This is a genomic window from Winslowiella toletana (assembly GCF_032164335.1).
Classification (GTDB): domain Bacteria; phylum Pseudomonadota; class Gammaproteobacteria; order Enterobacterales; family Enterobacteriaceae; genus Erwinia; species Erwinia toletana_A.
In genome coordinates this window covers 143,242-161,139 of record NZ_CP134152.1, presented here as the reverse complement: position 1 = coordinate 161,139, position 17,898 = coordinate 143,242, and the positions used below count along the sequence as shown (strand labels likewise).

General features: G+C 50.2%; 19 protein-coding genes. 12 read left to right on the top strand and 7 right to left on the bottom strand.

Annotation, left to right across the window (positions count from 1 at the left end):
• The first annotated feature begins 35 nt into the window (after positions 1-35).
• Positions 36-938 carry a GntR family transcriptional regulator gene (locus RIN69_RS00680; RefSeq protein ID WP_313854888.1) on the top strand — a complete coding sequence of 301 codons (903 nt, stop codon included), beginning with the start codon at positions 36-38 and terminating at the stop codon, positions 936-938.
• Between the two features lie 228 nt (positions 939-1,166).
• Positions 1,167-2,525, top strand: a complete 1,359-nt coding sequence (locus RIN69_RS00675) for an MFS transporter (protein ID WP_313854887.1) — start codon at positions 1,167-1,169, stop codon at positions 2,523-2,525.
• A gap of 40 nt (positions 2,526-2,565) precedes the next feature.
• Here RIN69_RS00675 and RIN69_RS00670 read toward each other — a convergent pair whose 3' ends face one another.
• A complete protein-coding gene (locus RIN69_RS00670) occupies positions 2,566-3,108 on the bottom strand; it encodes a cysteine hydrolase family protein (RefSeq protein WP_313854885.1) in 543 nt (180 codons plus the stop codon).
• A gap of 178 nt (positions 3,109-3,286) precedes the next feature.
• Positions 3,287-3,364: a stress response protein AzuC gene (azuC, locus tag RIN69_RS22885; RefSeq protein WP_390902558.1), complete on the bottom strand. Its 78-nt coding sequence runs from the start codon at positions 3,362-3,364 to the stop codon at positions 3,287-3,289.
• A 285-nt stretch (positions 3,365-3,649) separates the two neighbouring features.
• Here azuC and RIN69_RS00665 point away from each other — a divergent pair, with 285 nt between their 5' ends.
• Entirely contained in the window at positions 3,650-4,081 is a 432-nt protein-coding gene (locus RIN69_RS00665; RefSeq protein ID WP_313854883.1) for a DUF1090 domain-containing protein, read from the top strand.
• 126 nt (positions 4,082-4,207) lie between these two features.
• Here RIN69_RS00665 and mntP read toward each other — a convergent pair whose 3' ends face one another.
• Complete coding sequence (gene mntP / locus RIN69_RS00660; RefSeq protein WP_313854881.1) at positions 4,208-4,780, bottom strand: manganese efflux pump MntP; 573 nt, start codon at positions 4,778-4,780, stop codon at positions 4,208-4,210.
• 340 nt (positions 4,781-5,120) lie between these two features.
• Between mntP and RIN69_RS00655 the strand changes: the two genes are divergently transcribed.
• Entirely contained in the window at positions 5,121-5,363 is a 243-nt protein-coding gene (locus RIN69_RS00655; RefSeq protein ID WP_313854880.1) for a DUF1158 domain-containing protein, read from the top strand.
• A gap of 22 nt (positions 5,364-5,385) precedes the next feature.
• On the top strand, positions 5,386-6,837 hold the full coding sequence (locus tag RIN69_RS00650; protein ID WP_313854879.1) for an alpha/beta hydrolase: 1,452 nt from the start codon (positions 5,386-5,388) through the stop codon (positions 6,835-6,837).
• Here the strand turns inward: RIN69_RS00650 and pdxR are convergent.
• Positions 6,815-8,278, bottom strand: a complete 1,464-nt coding sequence (pdxR, locus tag RIN69_RS00645; RefSeq protein ID WP_390902481.1) for a MocR-like pyridoxine biosynthesis transcription factor PdxR — start codon at positions 8,276-8,278, stop codon at positions 6,815-6,817. The genes RIN69_RS00650 and pdxR overlap by 23 nt on opposite strands.
• Positions 8,279-8,360: 82 nt before the next feature.
• Between pdxR and RIN69_RS00640 the strand changes: the two genes are divergently transcribed.
• Together RIN69_RS00640 and RIN69_RS00635 are read left to right on the top strand one after the other, a co-directional pair.
• Entirely contained in the window at positions 8,361-8,816 is a 456-nt protein-coding gene (locus RIN69_RS00640) for a carboxymuconolactone decarboxylase family protein (RefSeq protein ID WP_313854878.1), read from the top strand.
• A 314-nt stretch (positions 8,817-9,130) separates the two neighbouring features.
• Positions 9,131-10,768 (top strand): malate:quinone oxidoreductase, encoded by a 1,638-nt coding sequence (locus RIN69_RS00635; RefSeq protein ID WP_390902479.1) that lies wholly within the window; start codon positions 9,131-9,133, stop codon positions 10,766-10,768.
• A 323-nt stretch (positions 10,769-11,091) separates the two neighbouring features.
• On the opposite strand, the gene RIN69_RS00630 is transcribed toward RIN69_RS00635, so the two are convergent.
• Complete coding sequence (locus RIN69_RS00630; protein ID WP_313854877.1) at positions 11,092-11,316, bottom strand: helix-turn-helix domain-containing protein; 225 nt, start codon at positions 11,314-11,316, stop codon at positions 11,092-11,094.
• Positions 11,317-11,681: 365 nt separating this feature from the next.
• Between RIN69_RS00630 and RIN69_RS00625 the strand changes: the two genes are divergently transcribed.
• Genes RIN69_RS00625 through queF form a run of 3 tightly spaced genes read left to right on the top strand, consistent with a single transcriptional unit; the run spans position 11,682 to position 14,030 of the window.
• The gene (locus tag RIN69_RS00625; protein ID WP_313854875.1) at positions 11,682-12,305 is read left to right on the top strand and encodes a helix-turn-helix domain-containing protein; all 624 of its coding nucleotides are present in this window, start codon (positions 11,682-11,684) and stop codon (positions 12,303-12,305) included.
• A 26-nt stretch (positions 12,306-12,331) separates the two neighbouring features.
• Positions 12,332-13,210, top strand: coding sequence for a queuosine precursor transporter (locus RIN69_RS00620; RefSeq protein ID WP_313854874.1), 879 nt, complete (start codon positions 12,332-12,334; stop codon positions 13,208-13,210).
• The gene (gene queF, locus RIN69_RS00615) at positions 13,194-14,030 is read left to right on the top strand and encodes an NADPH-dependent 7-cyano-7-deazaguanine reductase QueF (RefSeq protein ID WP_313857845.1); all 837 of its coding nucleotides are present in this window, start codon (positions 13,194-13,196) and stop codon (positions 14,028-14,030) included. The genes RIN69_RS00620 and queF overlap by 17 nt, the downstream gene beginning before the upstream one ends.
• A gap of 47 nt (positions 14,031-14,077) precedes the next feature.
• Here the strand turns inward: queF and RIN69_RS00610 are convergent, their stop codons facing one another.
• Complete coding sequence (locus RIN69_RS00610) at positions 14,078-14,662, bottom strand: LysE family translocator (RefSeq protein WP_313854873.1); 585 nt, start codon at positions 14,660-14,662, stop codon at positions 14,078-14,080.
• A 136-nt stretch (positions 14,663-14,798) separates the two neighbouring features.
• Here RIN69_RS00610 and RIN69_RS00605 point away from each other — a divergent pair, with 136 nt between their 5' ends.
• Entirely contained in the window at positions 14,799-16,256 is a 1,458-nt protein-coding gene (locus tag RIN69_RS00605; RefSeq protein WP_313854872.1) for an aminotransferase-like domain-containing protein, read from the top strand.
• A gap of 3 nt (positions 16,257-16,259) precedes the next feature.
• Here RIN69_RS00605 and RIN69_RS00600 read toward each other — a convergent pair whose 3' ends face one another.
• Complete coding sequence (locus RIN69_RS00600) at positions 16,260-16,883, bottom strand: glutathione S-transferase family protein (RefSeq protein WP_313854870.1); 624 nt, start codon at positions 16,881-16,883, stop codon at positions 16,260-16,262.
• 113 nt (positions 16,884-16,996) lie between these two features.
• On the opposite strand from RIN69_RS00600, the gene RIN69_RS00595 reads away from it, so the two are divergent.
• Positions 16,997-17,848, top strand: a complete 852-nt coding sequence (locus RIN69_RS00595) for a PhzF family phenazine biosynthesis protein (RefSeq protein ID WP_313854868.1) — start codon at positions 16,997-16,999, stop codon at positions 17,846-17,848.
• Positions 17,849-17,898 lie beyond the last annotated feature (50 nt).

Sequence of the window (17,898 nt, the reverse complement as noted above, 5' to 3'; positions counted from 1 at the left end):
TGGTTTTTAATAGCTTAAAAAAACCGGGAGACACCATGAGCCGATCGCTGGAACTTCGTCAGAACGTGATCAATCAGATGATTGACGCCATGGTGCATCGGCATATCCGTTCACCGCTGCCCCCGCAGGCGGCACTGGCCGAAATGTTTAATATCAGCCGGACCACCGTGCGCCATACGCTGGCGCATTTTGAGCAATGTGGCGTGCTGGAGAACGTTGCCGGATGCTATCTGATTGCCCGTCAGCCCAATGAGCAGGACGGTTTTAGCGAGCTTTATCCACCGGTGGATAAACAGACCACACTGTTTGAACAGGCTTTTTTCCAGATGATTAATCAGCGCCAGCTGAAAGCGGGCGACACGTTTTCGGAAATTAAGCTGGCACAGTCGGTAAAGGTCAGCCCGGTGGTGGTAAGGGAGTTTTTACTGCGCTTCTGCCGCTATGACCTGATTGAACAGGTGCGGCGCGGCTACTGGCATATGAAAAAATTCGATCAAAACTATGCGGAAAAACTGTTTGAGCTGCGCGAAATGCTGGAAACGCACGCGCTTAATCGCTTTATGAATCTGCCTGGCGATGACGGACGCTGGATGCAGGCCAGAGATCTGCTCGATCGCCATCGCCAGATGCGCGATACCATTGCCAGCAGTTACCGCATGTTTGCCCAGCTGGATAAAGAGATGCACTCACTGATTCTGTCAGCGGCAAATAATCCCTTCTTCAATCAGTCTCTTGAAATTATATCGGTCATTTTTCATTCACATTATCAGTGGGATGAAAGCGATTTAAAATCACGCAATATCGTTGCGCTGGAAGAACATATGGCGATTCTCACCGCGATGCTGAGCCGCAATGACGTAGACGCGCACTGTGAACTGCATCGCCATCTGTCTACCGCCAAGCAATCGATGATTCGCTCAATTAATCAGTACAACTGAGTCTGCGGCAGCGTTTTTTTCATCCTGTCGCCAGAAAAAGCGATTAAGTACCGATAAAAAACCGCAAAGCATTAGCTGTCGCACGGAAATGAAACAACCTCGTAACACGCTCAATTTTTGCCCTCTAGTCTGCTGATCTGTTAATCCCCAAACCCCGACTGGCAACCGACCCTCTGGTGAGGTTGCCGATGCAAAATAATAAAACTCTACATATTCCGGGAGTGAGTAATGGAAAATAGTCGCAGCGTAACCGGTAACGAAGCCAGTACCGCTAAGGGCGCCGATCCCGTTGATTTCGTGCCTGCTCGCGGCGCGATTTTACGATCGCCACGGATCAAAAAGATTCAGACCACCGCAATGATATTGTTGTTCCTTGCGGCCATCATCAACTATCTCGACCGCAGTTCACTGTCGGTCGCAAATATGACGATTCGCGGTGAGCTGGGCCTGAGCGCCACTGAAATTGGCTTTCTGCTGTCTGCTTTTTCACTGGCCTACGGCATTGCTCAGCTGCCCTGCGGCGCGCTGCTGGACCGCAAAGGGCCGCGCATCATGCTGGGTATCGGCATGTTTGTCTGGTCATTTTTCCAGGCGCTGTCCGGGCTGGTACATAACTTCACCCAATTTATTCTGGTGCGCATCGGGCTGGGTATTGGTGAAGCGCCGATGAACCCGTGTGGCGTTAAAGTGATCAACGACTGGTTTAATATCAAAGATCGCGGCATGCCGATGGGGATTTTCAACGCCGCTTCTACCGTCGGCCTGGCGATCAGCCCACCCATCCTTGCGGCAATGATGCTGGTAATGGGCTGGCGCGGCATGTTTGTCACTATCGGGGTACTGGGGATGTTCCTCGCGGTGGGCTGGTACATGCTGTATCGCAACCGCGATAACAGCACTCTGACCAGGGAAGAGATTAATTATCTGGAGGCGGGCAGCGTCCGCGCCAGCAAAGAACCGTTGAGTTTTCGCGAGTGGCGTGGACTGTTCAGAAACCGCACCATGTGGGGGATGATGATTGGCTTCAGCGGCATTAACTACACTGCCTGGCTGTATCTGGCCTGGTTACCGGGTTATCTGCAAACCACGTATAACCTCGACTTAAAAAGCACCGGCCTGTTGTCCGCGATACCTTTCCTGTTTGGCGCTGCTGGTATGTTGCTGAATGGTTTTGTCGTCGATGCGCTGGTGCGCAAAGGCATGGAACCGCTGAAAACCCGCAAAATCTGTATTGTCGCCGGTATGCTGTTCTCTGCCGCCTTTACTGCGGTGGTGGTGCGCGCCGACAACACCGGCAGTGCGGTGGTGTTAATTGGTATGGCGCTCTTCTGCATCCACTTTGCCGGCACCTCCTGCTGGGGCCTGATTCACGTGGCGGTTAACTCGCGGATGACCGCGTCAGTCGGTGGCATCCAGAACTTTGCCAGCTTTGTCTTTGCCTCATTCGCCCCGGTAGTCACCGGCTGGATCCTTGACACCACTAACTCGTTCAGTCTGGCACTGACCATCTGTGCCTGCGTCACGGTGCTGGGTGCGATGTCCTACCTGTTTGTCGTTCGCGACCCGATTATCGATACGAAACTCTGAGTTTGTAACCGGCTGGCGGCAGCACTGTCGCCAGCTTTCATCAGCGCTTAAAGCTCACTTCATCGCTTGTCAGTAAAGTAACAAATGGACCCGAAAGCAGCTTATTGTGGTGAGCCACGATTTGCTCAGCGCTCAGCACACCATTAGCGAAAGTACTGTGAGCATCACTGACCAACACGGTGTCCAGACCCAGATCGCGGCCAGCACGACAGGTGGTATCGACACAGTAATCCGTCTGCATTCCCGACACTATCAGCTTTTTGATACCTTTCTCTGCCAGCAGGCTCATTAACGACGTCTGGTAAAAACAACTTGGCCGCGTTTTGGTCAGATAGCTGTCGTGCTCTTCCCGCTGCAATTCGGGCGCGATCTGCCACATCTCGCTGCCTTGCGCCAGAATCGTTCCATCCGGCCCGGTATGCTGCACAAAGATAATGGTTTGCTGGCTTTCGCGCGCTTTAGCGATCAGCTTATTAATATTATTAAGTAAGCTTTCTCTGGCCCAGGGCGTCTTTTCACCATTTACCAAACCATTTTGCATATCAATAATCAGCAGAGCAGCAACGTGTTGACTCATCATCATCTCCGGTTAAATCGCCTGTAGGGATAGCCAGACTGGTTTAACTAATACATTGCCTGATAAGGGAAAAATAGCAAGAAGAGAGAATTTACAGGGAGAAAAGCAGAGGTTTGATAACCATCGGTCGATCCTTAACCGTGGCTATCGAGGGTTCTTAGCTGACCGGTTTCGGGATGAAAACTCAGTGCAGTGCGCCCGGCGGTACGTGCTTATAAGCTTCAACGTAGGTGCGGAATACATATTTAAAGAATTTTTTCATGGTGCCACCTGGTTCAAATTTTGTTTAATAACGCAAAAAATTATACAATCCGCACGTTTTTCAGGCAAATTTATTTGAAGTAGATCACAAAATCTTACCTGAACAGCCGGATTCAACGTTAATGACCATTTGATTAGTGTTGACTTATCAGCTTGCGCCCACCACCATCCATGCCTGCCCGCAGGGAATGTTTTTCAAAAAAATGAGGGCGCATCTGTACGACTCTTTAGCCTGCAAAACTTGCCGTAGCATTTGGCTCCGGCGACTCATCAATTAAGGAAAAAGATGATGAAAAAATTAGTATCCGTTCTGGCCGTTGTGGCCTCAGTTGGTATGTTCGCTTCTGCGCATGCAGCAGAAAGTTGTTCCGCGAAAAGCGCAGCTCTGGAAAAAGAGATCAGCATCGCTGAACAATATGGCAATACCTATAAAGTCGCCGGACTGAAAAAAGCGCTGGCGGAAGTGAAAGCGCACTGCACTCCTGCAAGCGTGCTGGCTGACGCACAGCAAGACGTGAATAAGCTGGAGAAAAAGCTGGCTGAAAAAAATGATGATGTTGCTGAGGTTGAGGCAGACCTGAGCGCAGCGAAAGCCAAAGGTGATAGCCAAAAAATCGCTAAATACCAACGCAAGTTAGCCGAAAAGCAGTCTGACCTGAGTGAAATTCAGCAGGAGCTGAACCAGGCACGCACTGAGCTGAATGCGCTGCAAAAATAAGTCGTAATAAGCCTTGTTGCGGGCAGCACGCCTGCCCGCAATACTGACTAATCAGGGGTGAAGTTTCGCCGCCGAATGCGGCAGAAAATCATGCCAGCTCAGTAATATAAGACGTTTTAATTGCACTTAGCCCAGCAGCTCTAAATGTTCCACCAGAATGCTACAGCCAATACCAATCAGCACCACACCCCCGACCACTTCAGCCCATTTTCCCATTACCGGGCCAATAAAGCGGCCTAATAAAATCCCGCTTGCCGCCATAAAGGCCGTCATAGCACCAATGGTCAGTGCGGTTGCCACAATATTGACCTGCAGGAATGCCAGACCCACACCAACTGCCATGGCGTCGATGCTGGTCGCTATCGCAGTGGTGACCAGCAGTAAAAAGCCGTGGCGCTGTGGCTGTTGATACTCTTCCTGCTGCGGGCGGCGAAAACCTTCAACAATCATCCGCGCACCGAGAATAAATAACAGGGTGAAAGCCACCCAGTGATCCCACGCCATAATATACTGGCTGGCCGCAAGGCCGATGGCCCAGCCGATCAACGGCGTTAAAGCTTCAACCGTGCCAAAAATCAGTCCGGTACGAATCGCTTCTTTCAGCGTCGGGCGGTGCAGCGCGGCGCCTTTACCCATTGCAGCGGCAAAAGCATCCATTGACATAGCAAATGCAAGAATCAGTGTGGCGTAAACGTTCATTGTTGTTATACCGACTGCGTGCTGACGAAATTAAAAGCCTGCTTTTCGTCAAAATTGTGCGAACTTTCCAAAAGAGCGCGCATGCTATCACGCAGTGGTGCAGATAAAAAGACAATAAAATCATGGATTTGAGTATAGCCTTGGCTATACATTTTAACGCAGGCTAACTTGCCCGTTGCTGAATTCTGTGGGCCAGACGACGCTGGCCCTATACAGATCAAAGCGTTATCTTTGGAAATGCCTGAGAAGATGCGCAGCCTGCTGGCACGGGCATGAATATTGAATCTGAAGGAATATTATCTGACAATGCCGGTTCACTTTAGCGAACAAGTCTGAACGCATGAAAAGCACCTTTGAAACCTTTCTGATCCCAATGGGCATCCTGATGCTCGGTTTTCTGTCAGCCCTGCTGCTGCCGGCACCGTGGTTTGGCGTGCAGCTGACTAAATCGCTGATGGCAACCTTCCATTTGCAGGATATTGGCCAGCTGTACACGCTGGTATTTTGCCTGTGGTTTCTGTTATTAGGCGCTATTGAGTATTTTGTTATCCGCTATATTTATCGCCGGTACTTTAAAATTTAATCGCTAAAGGCACAAAATCACGATGTTAAAACGGACCAGGACCTGGCTGAAACGCGCAATCATTTCGTTTGTCATCGTGGCAATTGTGCTGCTGGCAATACGTATTACCGTGACAGAGCGCGGGCCAGATCTTGAGCTGTGGCACACCTATGTACCGGAAGAGCTGAGCGCCAGCGCGATGGACAGAGCCAACTGGGCTACGTGGGCAGAAAATGAAAACCGTGTTTTTGCCGCAGTAAAAGCCAACGTCACTGACAAACTCAGTGACGATCAGCCGGAAACGTTCAATCGCTACGCCGCGAAAAGTCCGGTTTATCCACCCGGCTTTGCCCATGACTGGAACCGTTCTTATATCTTGCTGCCAGAAGGAAAACCACGCGGTGCGGTAGTGTTGCTGCACGGCCTGACGGACTCGCCTTACAGCCTGCGTCATTTTGCGGAAAATTATCAGCAGCACGGCTTTGTTGCTGTCGCTATTCGTCTGCCAGGACACGGCACCGTGCCGGGCGGACTGACGCGCGTCAACTGGGAAGACTGGATGGCGGCCACGCGGCTGGCAGTGCGTGAAGCCCGCCAGCGGGTTCCGGCCGATGCTCCACTGCATATTATGGGATTTTCCAATGGCGGTGCGCTGGCAATGAAATATGCGCTGGACGCGCTGGATGATCCACGGCTGGTGATACCGCAGCGTTTGGTTCTGATTTCACCAATGATTGGCGTCAGCGGCTATGCCCGTTATGCCGGACTGGCCGGGCTGCCTTCACTGTTACCGGCATTTGCCCGCACCGCGTGGCTCGGCATCCTGCCGGAGTTTAATCCATTTAAATACAATTCATTTCCGGTAAAAGCTGCGCGGCAGTCTTATTTGTTAACCCGTGCACTACAGAAGGAAATTCTCGATTTTGCGCGCGCTGATGGCTTAAACCGACTGCCTCCGGTACTGACCTTCCAGTCGGTAGCGGATGCCACCGTCAGTACGCCTGCGGTAATCAATGCGTTATACAATCAGTTACCGGCTAACGGCAGCGAACTGGTGTTATTTGATGTGAATCAGTCGGTACGCCTGTCACCGTTAATGCGCAGCAGCTCACTGCATGCAAGTGAACACCTACTACCGCCCCCTCCAAGGCGTTACACTACTACACTGATCACCAGCGCCTCCCACACCAGCAGTGAAGCTGTCGCTATACGCACGCTGGCCGGTGAAACCGTCTCGGTGACCGAGCCGCTGGGGGTGAAATATCCGACGGATATCTATTCACTGTCGCACGTCTCGCTGCCGTTCCCACTTAGCGACTCGCTGTATGGCCGCTACCCGGACAAACCAGAAGAATTTGGCGTCAGTTTTGGCAGCCTGACGCCGCGCGGCGAACGCTCGGTGCTGATTGTCAGCCTTGATATGCTGATGCGTATCTCATCCAATCCGTTCTATCCCTGGATGTTGCAGCGCGTCAATCAGACCCTGGAGAAGTAACCACCGGCAAATGTGCGTCAACTAACTGGCGCAGTTTTTGCGCGCACTGTTCAAAGCCGTCGCCTGGCATATTGGTCACCCCTAATATCAGGCCATACTGGCGCAGCTCATCACGCTGAAACCATGCTGACAGCGGCGAGGGAGCCATATCCCAGGCCAGCGCTTCACGAGCAATGATACGGTCGGCGATTCCCGCCGGTAGCTGCACGATAACCGCCAGCCCGCCGCGCCGGAGCTGGGGAAAATGCGGTTGCAGCGCCTGCATCATTTTCTCCATTCGCTCGGCATAGAGGCGCTTCATGCGGCGCAAATGGCGTAAAAAGTGACCCTCACGCAGAAACTCCGCCACCGCGTTATGCGATACAGCACCCGATGCCGGAGCCATTGCCGCCGCGATATCACCAAAGCGCGCAGCCAGCGCCAGCGGGACGACGACAAAACCGAGGCGCAGCGCGGGACTGAGCGTTTTGCTGAACGTGCCGATATGGATGACCCGCCCGGCGCTGTCTCTTGAAGCCAGCGCCGGAGCCGCGCGGCTGCTAAGCTGCAACTCGCCTAAGTAGTCATCTTCAATAATCCAGCGGTGATTTTCCTGTGCCCATGCCAACAGCTCACTGCGACGCTCCGGCGAAAGTGCCATACCCAGCGGTGACTGCTGCCCGGCAGTCACCAGCGCGAAGCTGGCGGCAGGCGCACGCTGTATCCCTTCACTCACCCTGATGCCCTGCTCATCAACCGCAATCGGCACCGGCTCAATACCGACTAATCCCAGCGCCTTACAGGCCAGTAAGTAGCCCGGTTCCTCAATCCACGCCTGAGCGTCACGAAAACCCATTGCCAGACAGATCAGCCCCAGCGCACCGGCGTAGCCGTTAGTAATAATGATTTGCGCTGCCTGACAGTTAACGCCACGCGACATCGCCAGGTACGCCACCAGTTCCTGACGCAGTGCCAGGCTACCACGCGGATCGGGATAACAGACTGGCTGGGTGGCACTACTACGTGCATGGCGTTGCAGAATACGTGACCAGACGCTGGCCGGAAAGGCATCAGTTGCCGGTACGCCCATCTGAAAGGTCAGTGGCGGCGTATCATAGTCACAGACGATATCCGGCAGTGGCGTCAGCGCCACGGATGGCACGGATGGCACGGAGTTTGAAATTGTGATCGGCGGATATTGGGTAATAAAGGTTCCGGCCGCACCTTTCGCTTCCAGCAACTGACTGTCAGCCAGCATATCGTAGGCGCTTCGCACAGTGCCACGCGCAACGCCAAGCTGCGCGGCAAGGTCGCGGCAGGACGGCATTCGCGCCCCCGGTTTTAATCGTCCTTCACCGATCGCCTGAGTAATGGCACTGCGAATCTGCTCGGTTAATCCGCTACGCGCATCGCGATTAACGCTGATTCTGAATGGACCACTATTTTTATCAATTCCTGGCACTTTTTCTATTCCATCACAGAGAAGAGAATACTCATCAACGCCACAAGGCTAACCCAACATTAATGATGGCAGGAGAGATATAATGAGCGAACGTATTGATTTTTCTCAGGTTGCACCGGCAGGCATGAAGGCACTCGGCGCGGTTTACAGCTATGTCTCGCAAAGCGGCCTTGCGCATGAGCTGGTCGAATTGGTGTTCCTGCGCGTTTCACAGATTAACGGCTGTGCATACTGTATCGATATGCACACTAAAGCGCTGCACAAAGCGGGCTTAAGCTGGGATAAAATCGTGCTGACGCAGGTGTGGCATGAGTCGGGCACGCTGTTCAGCGCAAAAGAGAAAGCAGCGCTGGCGTGGGCCGAAAGCCTGACATTAATCGCAACGCAAGGCGCGCCTGACTCATTATATGCGTCACTGGCTACTCAGTTCAGCGAAAAAGAGATTATTGATCTGACTATCGCGATTGGCCTGATGAATACCTATAACCGGCTGGCTATCAGTACGCGAAAATTACCGGACAGCGCGCCGCGCGACTGATCCGCTGTCGATAATCTTTTGAAAGCAATTTTTGTTAACATTTCAGGCTGATACCCTCTTCAGCCTTATCGTTTCAGCCCGTCAAAATCCCGCTACATATTTTAAATTTTAAACAAATTGTTCAAATTAATTTCAGGAATGTTATATTTCTGCTCGCATGTATAACGTGCAGTTAAGCAAAATGACGCTTTATGTTGCTTTACTCGTGAGTGTCCTTTTTATCGTGGTGGAAATAGATTAACCGCTCATCAGAAGCTGGAACTCTATCGCCTGCAAAGAAATGTTGAGAAATCAACGGTTGGAGATGTCGCATAATGCGCAAAACAGCATTAATTCTCGCGCTGTGTATGAATGCTTTTGGCTTTAGCAAACAAGCAGTTGCAGAACAAGAAAAGAACGTCGATGTATTGCTGATCGGCGGCGGAGTTATGAGTGCCACTCTGGGGACTTATCTGCATGAACTTGAACCGAATTGGTCCATTGAGATGGTCGAACGTCTTGATGGCGTAGCACAAGAGAGCTCTAACGGCTGGAACAATGCCGGTACCGGCCACTCAGCGCTGGCTGAGATGAATTACACGCCGGAAAAAGAAGATGGTTCGATTGATATCTCCAAAGCCGTAGAGATTAACGAATCCTTCCAGATTTCACGTCAGTTCTGGTCTTATCAGGTACAGAAAGGCGTGCTGCAAAATCCACGCAGCTTTATTAACACCACTCCGCATATGAGCTTTGTCTGGGGCGACGATAACGTCGAGTTCCTGCGCAAGCGCTATGCCGCACTGCAGCAGAGCACGCTGTTCCGCGGAATGGAATTCTCAGAAGATCATCAGCAAATTGAACAGTGGATCCCACTGGTGATGGAAGGTCGCGATCCTAATCAGAAAGTTGCCGCGACGCGCATTACCATCGGTACTGATGTTAACTTTGGCGAGATCACCCGTCAGTTAGTGGCATCACTGTCAAAAAGCGACAAATTTAATCTGCAGACCAGCCACGAAGTGCGCGATATCACGCGTAATGACGACGGTAGCTGGAATGTCACCATCGCTGATCTGAAAAATAATGGCGCAGAGAAAACCATTAAGGCGAAATTCGTCTTTATCGGTGCCGGTGGCGCAGCGCTGCCACTGCTGCAAAAGTCAGGTATTCCTGAAGCGAAAAACTATGCCGGTTTCCCGGTTGGCGGCGAATTCCTCGTCACTGAAAACCAGGAAGTGGTAAAACGTCACCTGGCGAAAGTGTACGGTAAAGCCTCCGTTGGCGCGCCGCCAATGTCCGTTCCGCACCTCGATACCCGCGTACTGGATGGCAAACAGGTTCTGCTGTTTGGTCCGTTCGCTACCTTCTCCACTAAGTATCTGAAAAACGGTTCACTGTGGGATATGTTCGGTTCCATCACCACCTCTAACGTGATGCCGATGATGCACGTTGGCATGGATAACTTTGATCTGGTGAAATACCTGATCAGCCAGGTGATGCTGTCTGATGACGATCGTTACGAGGCGCTGAAAGAGTACTTCCCGGACGCGAAGAAAGAGGACTGGCATTTAGTGATTGCAGGCCAGCGCGTGCAAATCATCAAGAAAGATGCCGAGAAAGGCGGCGTACTGCGCCTGGGCACCGAAGTGGTCTCCTCGCAGGATGGCAGCATCGCCGCACTGCTCGGTGCTTCACCTGGCGCATCAACTGCGGCACCTATCATGCTGGATCTGATGAACAAAGTGTTTAAAGACAAAGTCGCTACGCCAGAGTGGCAGGCTAAACTGAAGGAGATCATCCCTTCTTACGGCCAGAAACTGAATGGTAACGTTGCCGCGACAGAAAAAGAGTTGGGTGATACCAGCCGTATTCTGCAGCTTGATTACACGCCAATGACCCCAGCGGCGAACGACGATTCAAACGCTAACGACGCTCCGGCAGCAGCACCCGCCGCGGCAGCGCAGAACTAGTCGATAAGTCAGCTTGTCTGAACAACGGCGGCAATTATGCCGCCGTTTTTTTTTGCGATAATCCTGTTTCGTAGACATTATTTGCCCTTTAACTCACGCGGCAATTCCTTACGCAGGAGAGCGTTAAGCCGCGCCTTACCGAAGGGGAATACCGCGGTAATCAAGCTCGCTGTCAGACTTTTTAGCCAGATTCTTTAATTCAGCCTGGCGTTTATCAGCCAGCATCTTCAGCAAAATAAAAATCTAAATTTCCCTGGTGTGGAGCAAAGAGATAACCGCAAAACAAGCTGTTATGTAAGGCTATGAAAATAAATATTAATTTATTAAATTTTATTCAGATATCGGCTGGGCCATATCTCTTCAGGTGCGACTCCAATGGCGTGAGAGATAATCTTTTCCCCACGCGGCCAGGGCCTTTGTAATGCGTTAGTCAGCGTACCTGATGACAGACCATTTTCTCTCGACAGAGCAGCAAGCGACTTTTTCTTCTTTCTGACGGCAGCAAGGATATCTTCCCGATGCCAGTCTTGCGAAGTGACTCCATTCATTTTATCTCCTGATAAAATCGTAGTAATACAGCGTAAAAATCAGAGGTAATAGCTATTGCTTAGAGATTGTTACTCAGTAATTTGTCGCCAGACAAACCGATAACGCACCGAAACTATGAAGAGAAATTAATTCCTCAGAGGGGGCAAAGTCAACCGAAAAAGAGTCATTTTGAATTCATTAATGTACACTATTTTATTTTAATTATTATAAACAATAAGTTAAATAGTTTATTTATATTTTGGAAAATGAATTTAAGTCGTTATTTTAGCTCTTTATATGCACCACTGGCCCTCTGGAACATGGACAGCCATTAGAAATATTTATATGCTAAGGCGACTCAATTTAGAGCAGGGAAAGCTAATCTATGAAAGTATCTGGCTCTCAGAGAAAGGATAATATAATCAACAATATAGATTATATTATGCGAAGTCGGGGTGAAACGAAGGTGTCGTTTGCTAACCGCACCGGCGTAACGCGTGCAACATTATATAAAATCCTTGAGGGTAAGGTAGATAACGTCCAGCACTCTACCATTACCCGTATTGCTGACTTCTTTGGCGTAACTTGTGATGTCATTGAAAATCACGATTTAGAGCAGATTGAGTTCATTGAAAAAATGTTATCGCCTGAAGGAGATAAAAATCCCGCGGCAATTCCGGTGATACCGCAGTCGGTTTTTTTGTCGTGTTTTAAACAGAGAGTCGGATTTCTGGCCACTCAGTATCCGGTAACATGGTACTTTGGTGACGTGTCTAATATGGTGGCATTAAAAGTAGAAGATAAAATAAAAAATCTCTTTTTCCCTGGAGACACACTTATTATAAGACGTCACAGCCCGCCATCAAATAAACAGCTGGGACTCTTCCATTCAGAAAAAGATGGAATCTTTTTTAGACAAAACAATAATTATGGAAAGCATATGCAGCAATATGGCGAGATGCTGTTGGGTTCGATTATTGAAGAAAGAGTGAGTTTGAATGAAATGTAGTTTAAATATTTAAGGATAAATATTAAATGGACTGCAATAAAAAATACAAACTATTGGGTTTTAGTCGCGCGGATACCATAAAAGCCAATATTATGGTACTTGCAACAGGCAAGCATCTCAATATTGACTTACAGGAGCTGGATAATAGCATAATTACCGATGACTTTAATCGCAATGAGCTTAAAGCTCTCTATCGCCGTTTATATGGTGATATAAATACCATTACCTCTTACGACCTGGCGGATCGGCATGAAAGATCATGGTATGCTTATTTGATAATCAGTGTGACCATGTGTGTGATTTACATTCTTTGTACTATAAGTGGGGTCAAACCCATCCACATTCCCTTGGTCAATTTTGTAGTTCCACCGGCCATTTTCTTTTACCCTTTAACATTTATTTTCGTTGATATCCTTAATGAATTTTTCGGACTAAGAATGGCCAGAAGAACCATTCTTATCTCTTTTATCGCCAATATCTTATTTGTTACCGGATTATGGGCTACCAGTCTGTTGCCGGGCCTGAGCGAATGGGATCTGAATAAATCCTACAGTGAGTTTGTCGAAAGCATTATCGCCGTGCTGTTTGCATCAAGCTGTGCCTATCTGATTTCAGAAAATATAAACTCCTTACTGTTATGTAAAATAAAAGAGCTGACTAATTCCAGATTTCTGTTTATCCGGGTGATTACCAGTACGGTGATAGCTTCGGCTATAGACAGTATTATATTCTGTACTCTTGCTTTTTATAACGTACTGAGTACAGAAACCATACAAACCATGATCATTTCACAATTTATCATAAAGTTAGCCTACGCCATCATCGGTGTCGGGCCGATCTATGCAGCTCGTGAGTTATTCAGTAGATATATTAACGCACAAAAAAGGAATGCCTGTGAAAAGTAACGAAGGAATCACCCTGCTCGGTAAAAACACTGAATATATTCAGTATTACTCACCCGATTTACTGGAATCTCTGCCAAGAGCTTATGGCCGGGATGAAATTGATATTAAGCCAGACAACTTGCCATTTTCAGGCTTTGATCTCTGGACTGGATTCGAGCTTTCCTGGTTAAATCCGCGCGGTAAGCCGATTGTTGCTATTGCCGAGTTTATTATTCCGGCAACCAGCAGTAATCTGATCGAATCGAAATCTTTTAAACTCTATCTTAATAGTTTTAATCAAAGCAAATTTGATACGCCGGATCATGTTTCGGCAGCACTTAAAAAAGACTTATCCCAGGCCGCCAACGGTCAGGTTAGCGTTAAAATTTATCCTCACCTCAATCATTATCCCTTATTAACCACCTCACTTCCGGGAGAGTGCATTGATCATCTTGACATACAGATCGATGATTATGACTTTAATCCTCAATATCTTTCTGACGCCACTTCCGGCGACTATGTTTATGAGTCACTCTCTTCTAATCTGTTAAAGTCTAATTGTCTGGTGACTAATCAGCCTGACTGGGTAAGCGTTGTAATTAAGTATAAAGGAAACAGGATAGACAGAGAAAAACTATTGCGATATCTGATTTCATTCAGAATGCATAATGAATTTCACGAACAGTGCGTTGAACGAATTTTTAATGATATCAACCATTACTGCCGTCCCGATAAATTAACTGTTTTTGCCAGATATACGCGCAGAGGAGGTTTAGATATTAATCCATTCCGCAGCAATTTTGAAGAAACTCCTGAAGTTCCGCGCTTAATCAGACAGTAAACCAACCTGCCCTCATTTGCGATGAGGGCTTTTTATCAGATGTGCCATTAATATTGCAGCGCCTCAATCAGCATCCATAGTGTGGTAGCCACCAGCGACAACGCCATTACGCTATTAAACAGCTTCAGCTTCCACGGTATTTGCAGATGATGACGTAAACGATCGCCCATCACCGCCCAGACCAGGATACAGGGTAGATTAAGCAGCATAAAACCTGCCATCACGGTTAATACTCCGCTGCTGGCGCTGTACAACAAGGCAACATTGGTCGCCATCAGCCAGGCTTTGGGATTTACTGCCTGAAACAGTGCGCCGCCAATCAGCGTCATGGGCCGACCGTTGGCCCGCATTTCCGGTGCCGATGAGCGAAACAGTTTCCACGACAGCCAGAGCAGATAAGTACAGCCGAGCAAAGTCAGCGGCAAACGCACCTGGCTCATCCAGTGCAGTAACACCTCCAGCAGTAAGCCAGCCAGCATGGTTTGTATCGCACAGCCAACTAAAATACCGAAAACCATTGGCAGCGTCCGCCGCAGGCCAAAGTTAACCCCTGACGTTGCCAGCAACAGGTTATTTGGGCCGGGTGTGATCGACATTACGGTGACATAACTGAAAAATGAGGGATCGAGCATGGTGCACCTGTTTATGAATTATCAGAGCACCAGTGTAAAAACTACTGCGTGATGGTAACAGATACACAAAATGACTATTGTATTGAGTACAATCTGACAAATGAACGCATTGTAACCATCAGGTCAGGAGGAAATTGTGTCCATCATCGAACCACAGGAAACGACGCTCTATCATCAGCTGGCCGAAACCTTTGCCACAGCGATTCATCATGGCACTTATCCTCCTGGCAGCCGATTACCGGCGATTCGTCGGGTTGCAGGTTCACATCAGGTTAGCGTCAATACGGTGTTAAATGCCTGGCGGATCCTTGAAGATCGCGGCCTGATAGAAGCGCGACCGCAGTCGGGGTATTTTGTCCGTGGGGTACTGCCGTCCGTGACCAAAGCCAGTAAGCACCGTGCACAAGTTTCGTCACCGAGCAGTGAAAAACTGGATCTTATTGATACCGTTTTTGCCGCACAAAATCATCCTGACTACACCAATATTTCACTGGCCTGCCCGCAAAATGGCGATTTCTATCCGGCGGCCAGGTTGAGCCGCATTATGGCCTCACTGCTGCGCCGCCAGCCGGGAATGATTGGTCGCTATGCCATGCCGCCTGGCAGCATGCGCCTGCGCCGGGAGGTCGCCAGACGCGCGATGGATTCCGGCATGGCACTGGTTGCTGACGATATTACGCTGACCCACGGCTGTATGGAGGCGCTGCAACTGGCACTACGCGCCCTGACTAAACCGGGAGACTGTGTCGGACTGGAGACTCCGACCTATTTTTTCCTGTTTCCGCTGCTCGCCAGCCTCGGACTAAAATCGATTGAAATTCCCACCGATCCACAGCGTGGACTGTCGCTGGATGCGCTGGAAATGCTGTTAATTGAGAAACGCATCTCGGCGCTGATAGCCATGCCGAACGTGCAGAATCCGCTGGGTTGCAGCATGTCACTGGAAGATAAAAAGCGACTGGCGCAGCTGGTTAATCACTACCAGGTTCCGCTGATTGAAGACGGGTTATACGGCGAGTTACAGTTCTGCACGCCGCTATCACCTGCGGTAAAAGCCTTTGATCGCGATGGCTGGGTGATTTACTGCTCCAGCTTTACCAAAACGCTCGCACCGGATTTCCGTGTCGGCTGGATAGTAGCAGGTCGCTTCAGCGCGGAGATTGCGCGATTAAAAGCGGTGTCATCGATGTCAGAATCGATACTGCTTTCGGAAACGCTGGGACATTTCCTTGAGTCGGGTGGTTACGATCATCATTTGCGCAGTCTGCGCCGTCGCTATATCAGTCAGTTGGATGAAGCGCGTGGTCTGATTGCTCGCCACTTCCCCCAAGGTACACGCGCCACCCTGCCGCAGGGCGGCTTTGTCTTTTGGGTTGAGCTACCGGGTAATGTCGATGGTATTGCGCTGTTCCACCGTCTGCTCCAGGAGAAAATCTGCGTTACGCCAGGCGCACTCTATACCCTAAGTGAACGCTGTAATAACGCGCTGCGACTCTCCTGTTGCTACCCGTTTGATGAGCGTTACACTTACGCAATTAAACGTACCGGCGCGCTGGCCTGTGAGATGAGCGGCCTGTCGCCGGGCATCGGTTAAATCTCAGGGCGTTCCGTTACGTCCCCAGGTGGCATAGCCGCTGCGCTCGGTCAGACGCTCGTAATAGGCGCGCACTGCGGGCAAACTCGGATGATCCAGCGGCGTCTCATACCAGCGGTTAACCGACAGGCCGACCGGAATATCCGCCAGCGAAAAATGACGCCCCGCAACATAGCGACCGGTTCTTTCCAGCTGTTTATTCAGAATGCCCATGGTGTGCGACCAGCCTTTACAGGCGGCGGCCAGTAACCTTGGGTCCTGATGCGCAGGCGAGTTACGCACCAGCGACATAAATGCATAGCGCCATGACGTGTTGAGTTCAGTGGCCTGCCAGTCGATCCACTGATCAACCGGCGCACGGGCGCGTGGCTGCTGGGGATAGAGCCATTCGCCGCCATAAGCGTTCGCCAGATAGCGAATAATGGCATTCGATTCCCACATCACCAGATCATCGTCCTGAATCACCGGAATCATTGCATTCGGATTAAGGGCTAAAAATTCTGCTTCATGAGGCGATTTGAACCCTTCGCCCCACTCTTCACGATGAAAATCGATATCCAGTTCGTCGCACAGCCACAGTACTTTTCTGACGTTAATCGATGACGCTCTTCCCAGAATTTTCAGCATAAAACCGTCACTTTCTCTTAAGGTACATAGTGTTATTCATAAACCCATTGGTTGACGATGGCAATCTCTTCGCAGTAGTAATAGAGCTTATTCGTCAGCATAGCGAGATCTCAATGTCACAATTCATACCGTTTAAACAGGTCGATGTTTTCACCAGTTCTGCTTTTAATGGCAATCCGCTGGCGGTGATTATGCAGGCCGACGGCTTAAGCGATTCACAGATGGCTGATATTGCGCGCTGGACCAATCTGTCGGAAACCACGTTTGTGCTGCCAGCCACTGACGCAGCGGCTGACTATCGCCTGCGCATTTTCACGCCGGATTATGAGTTGCCGTTTGCCGGGCACCCGACGCTTGGCAGCGCCCATGCGCTGCTGGAAGCAGGCATTGCGTGTAAAAACGCCGGGCAAATCGTGCAGCAGTGCGGTGTTGGTCTGGTGACGATCAATATTGCCGACGACGGCTCGCTGGCCTTTGCCGCCCCGGCCGCTACTCTGACACCTTACAGTGATGCACTGCTCACGTCGGCGTTAAACAGTGATGCCTTTGATCAACAGCAGCCGGTTATGGTGGCAGATATGGGGATTCGCTGGCTGCTGGTGCCGATGCTTTCTGCGGAGGCGGTACTGGCAATAAAGCCGAATCCGGCAGATCTCGAACGCCTGCAACAACACGCCAACGTCAACGGCGTGATGCCGTTTGGTCCACTGGCCGAAGGGGATGAGCAGTATGAAGTGCGTGGCTTGCTGATTGAGCAGGGATCGCTGACGGAAGATCCGGTAACCGGCAGCGCCAATGCCTGCCTCGCTCGCTATTTTCAGCAGCAGGGAAAAAACGATGATTACCGGGTGCGTCAGGGCACGGCGATGCAACGCAATGGCCGAGTGCAGGTCAGCTACAAGAATGATGACATCTGGATTGGTGGCCAGACGGTGACGGTGATTGATGGCACTATCCGGCTTTAATCAACAATGACATCAGTGCGGGAGCCGAAAACGGCTCCCGTACGCCAGAG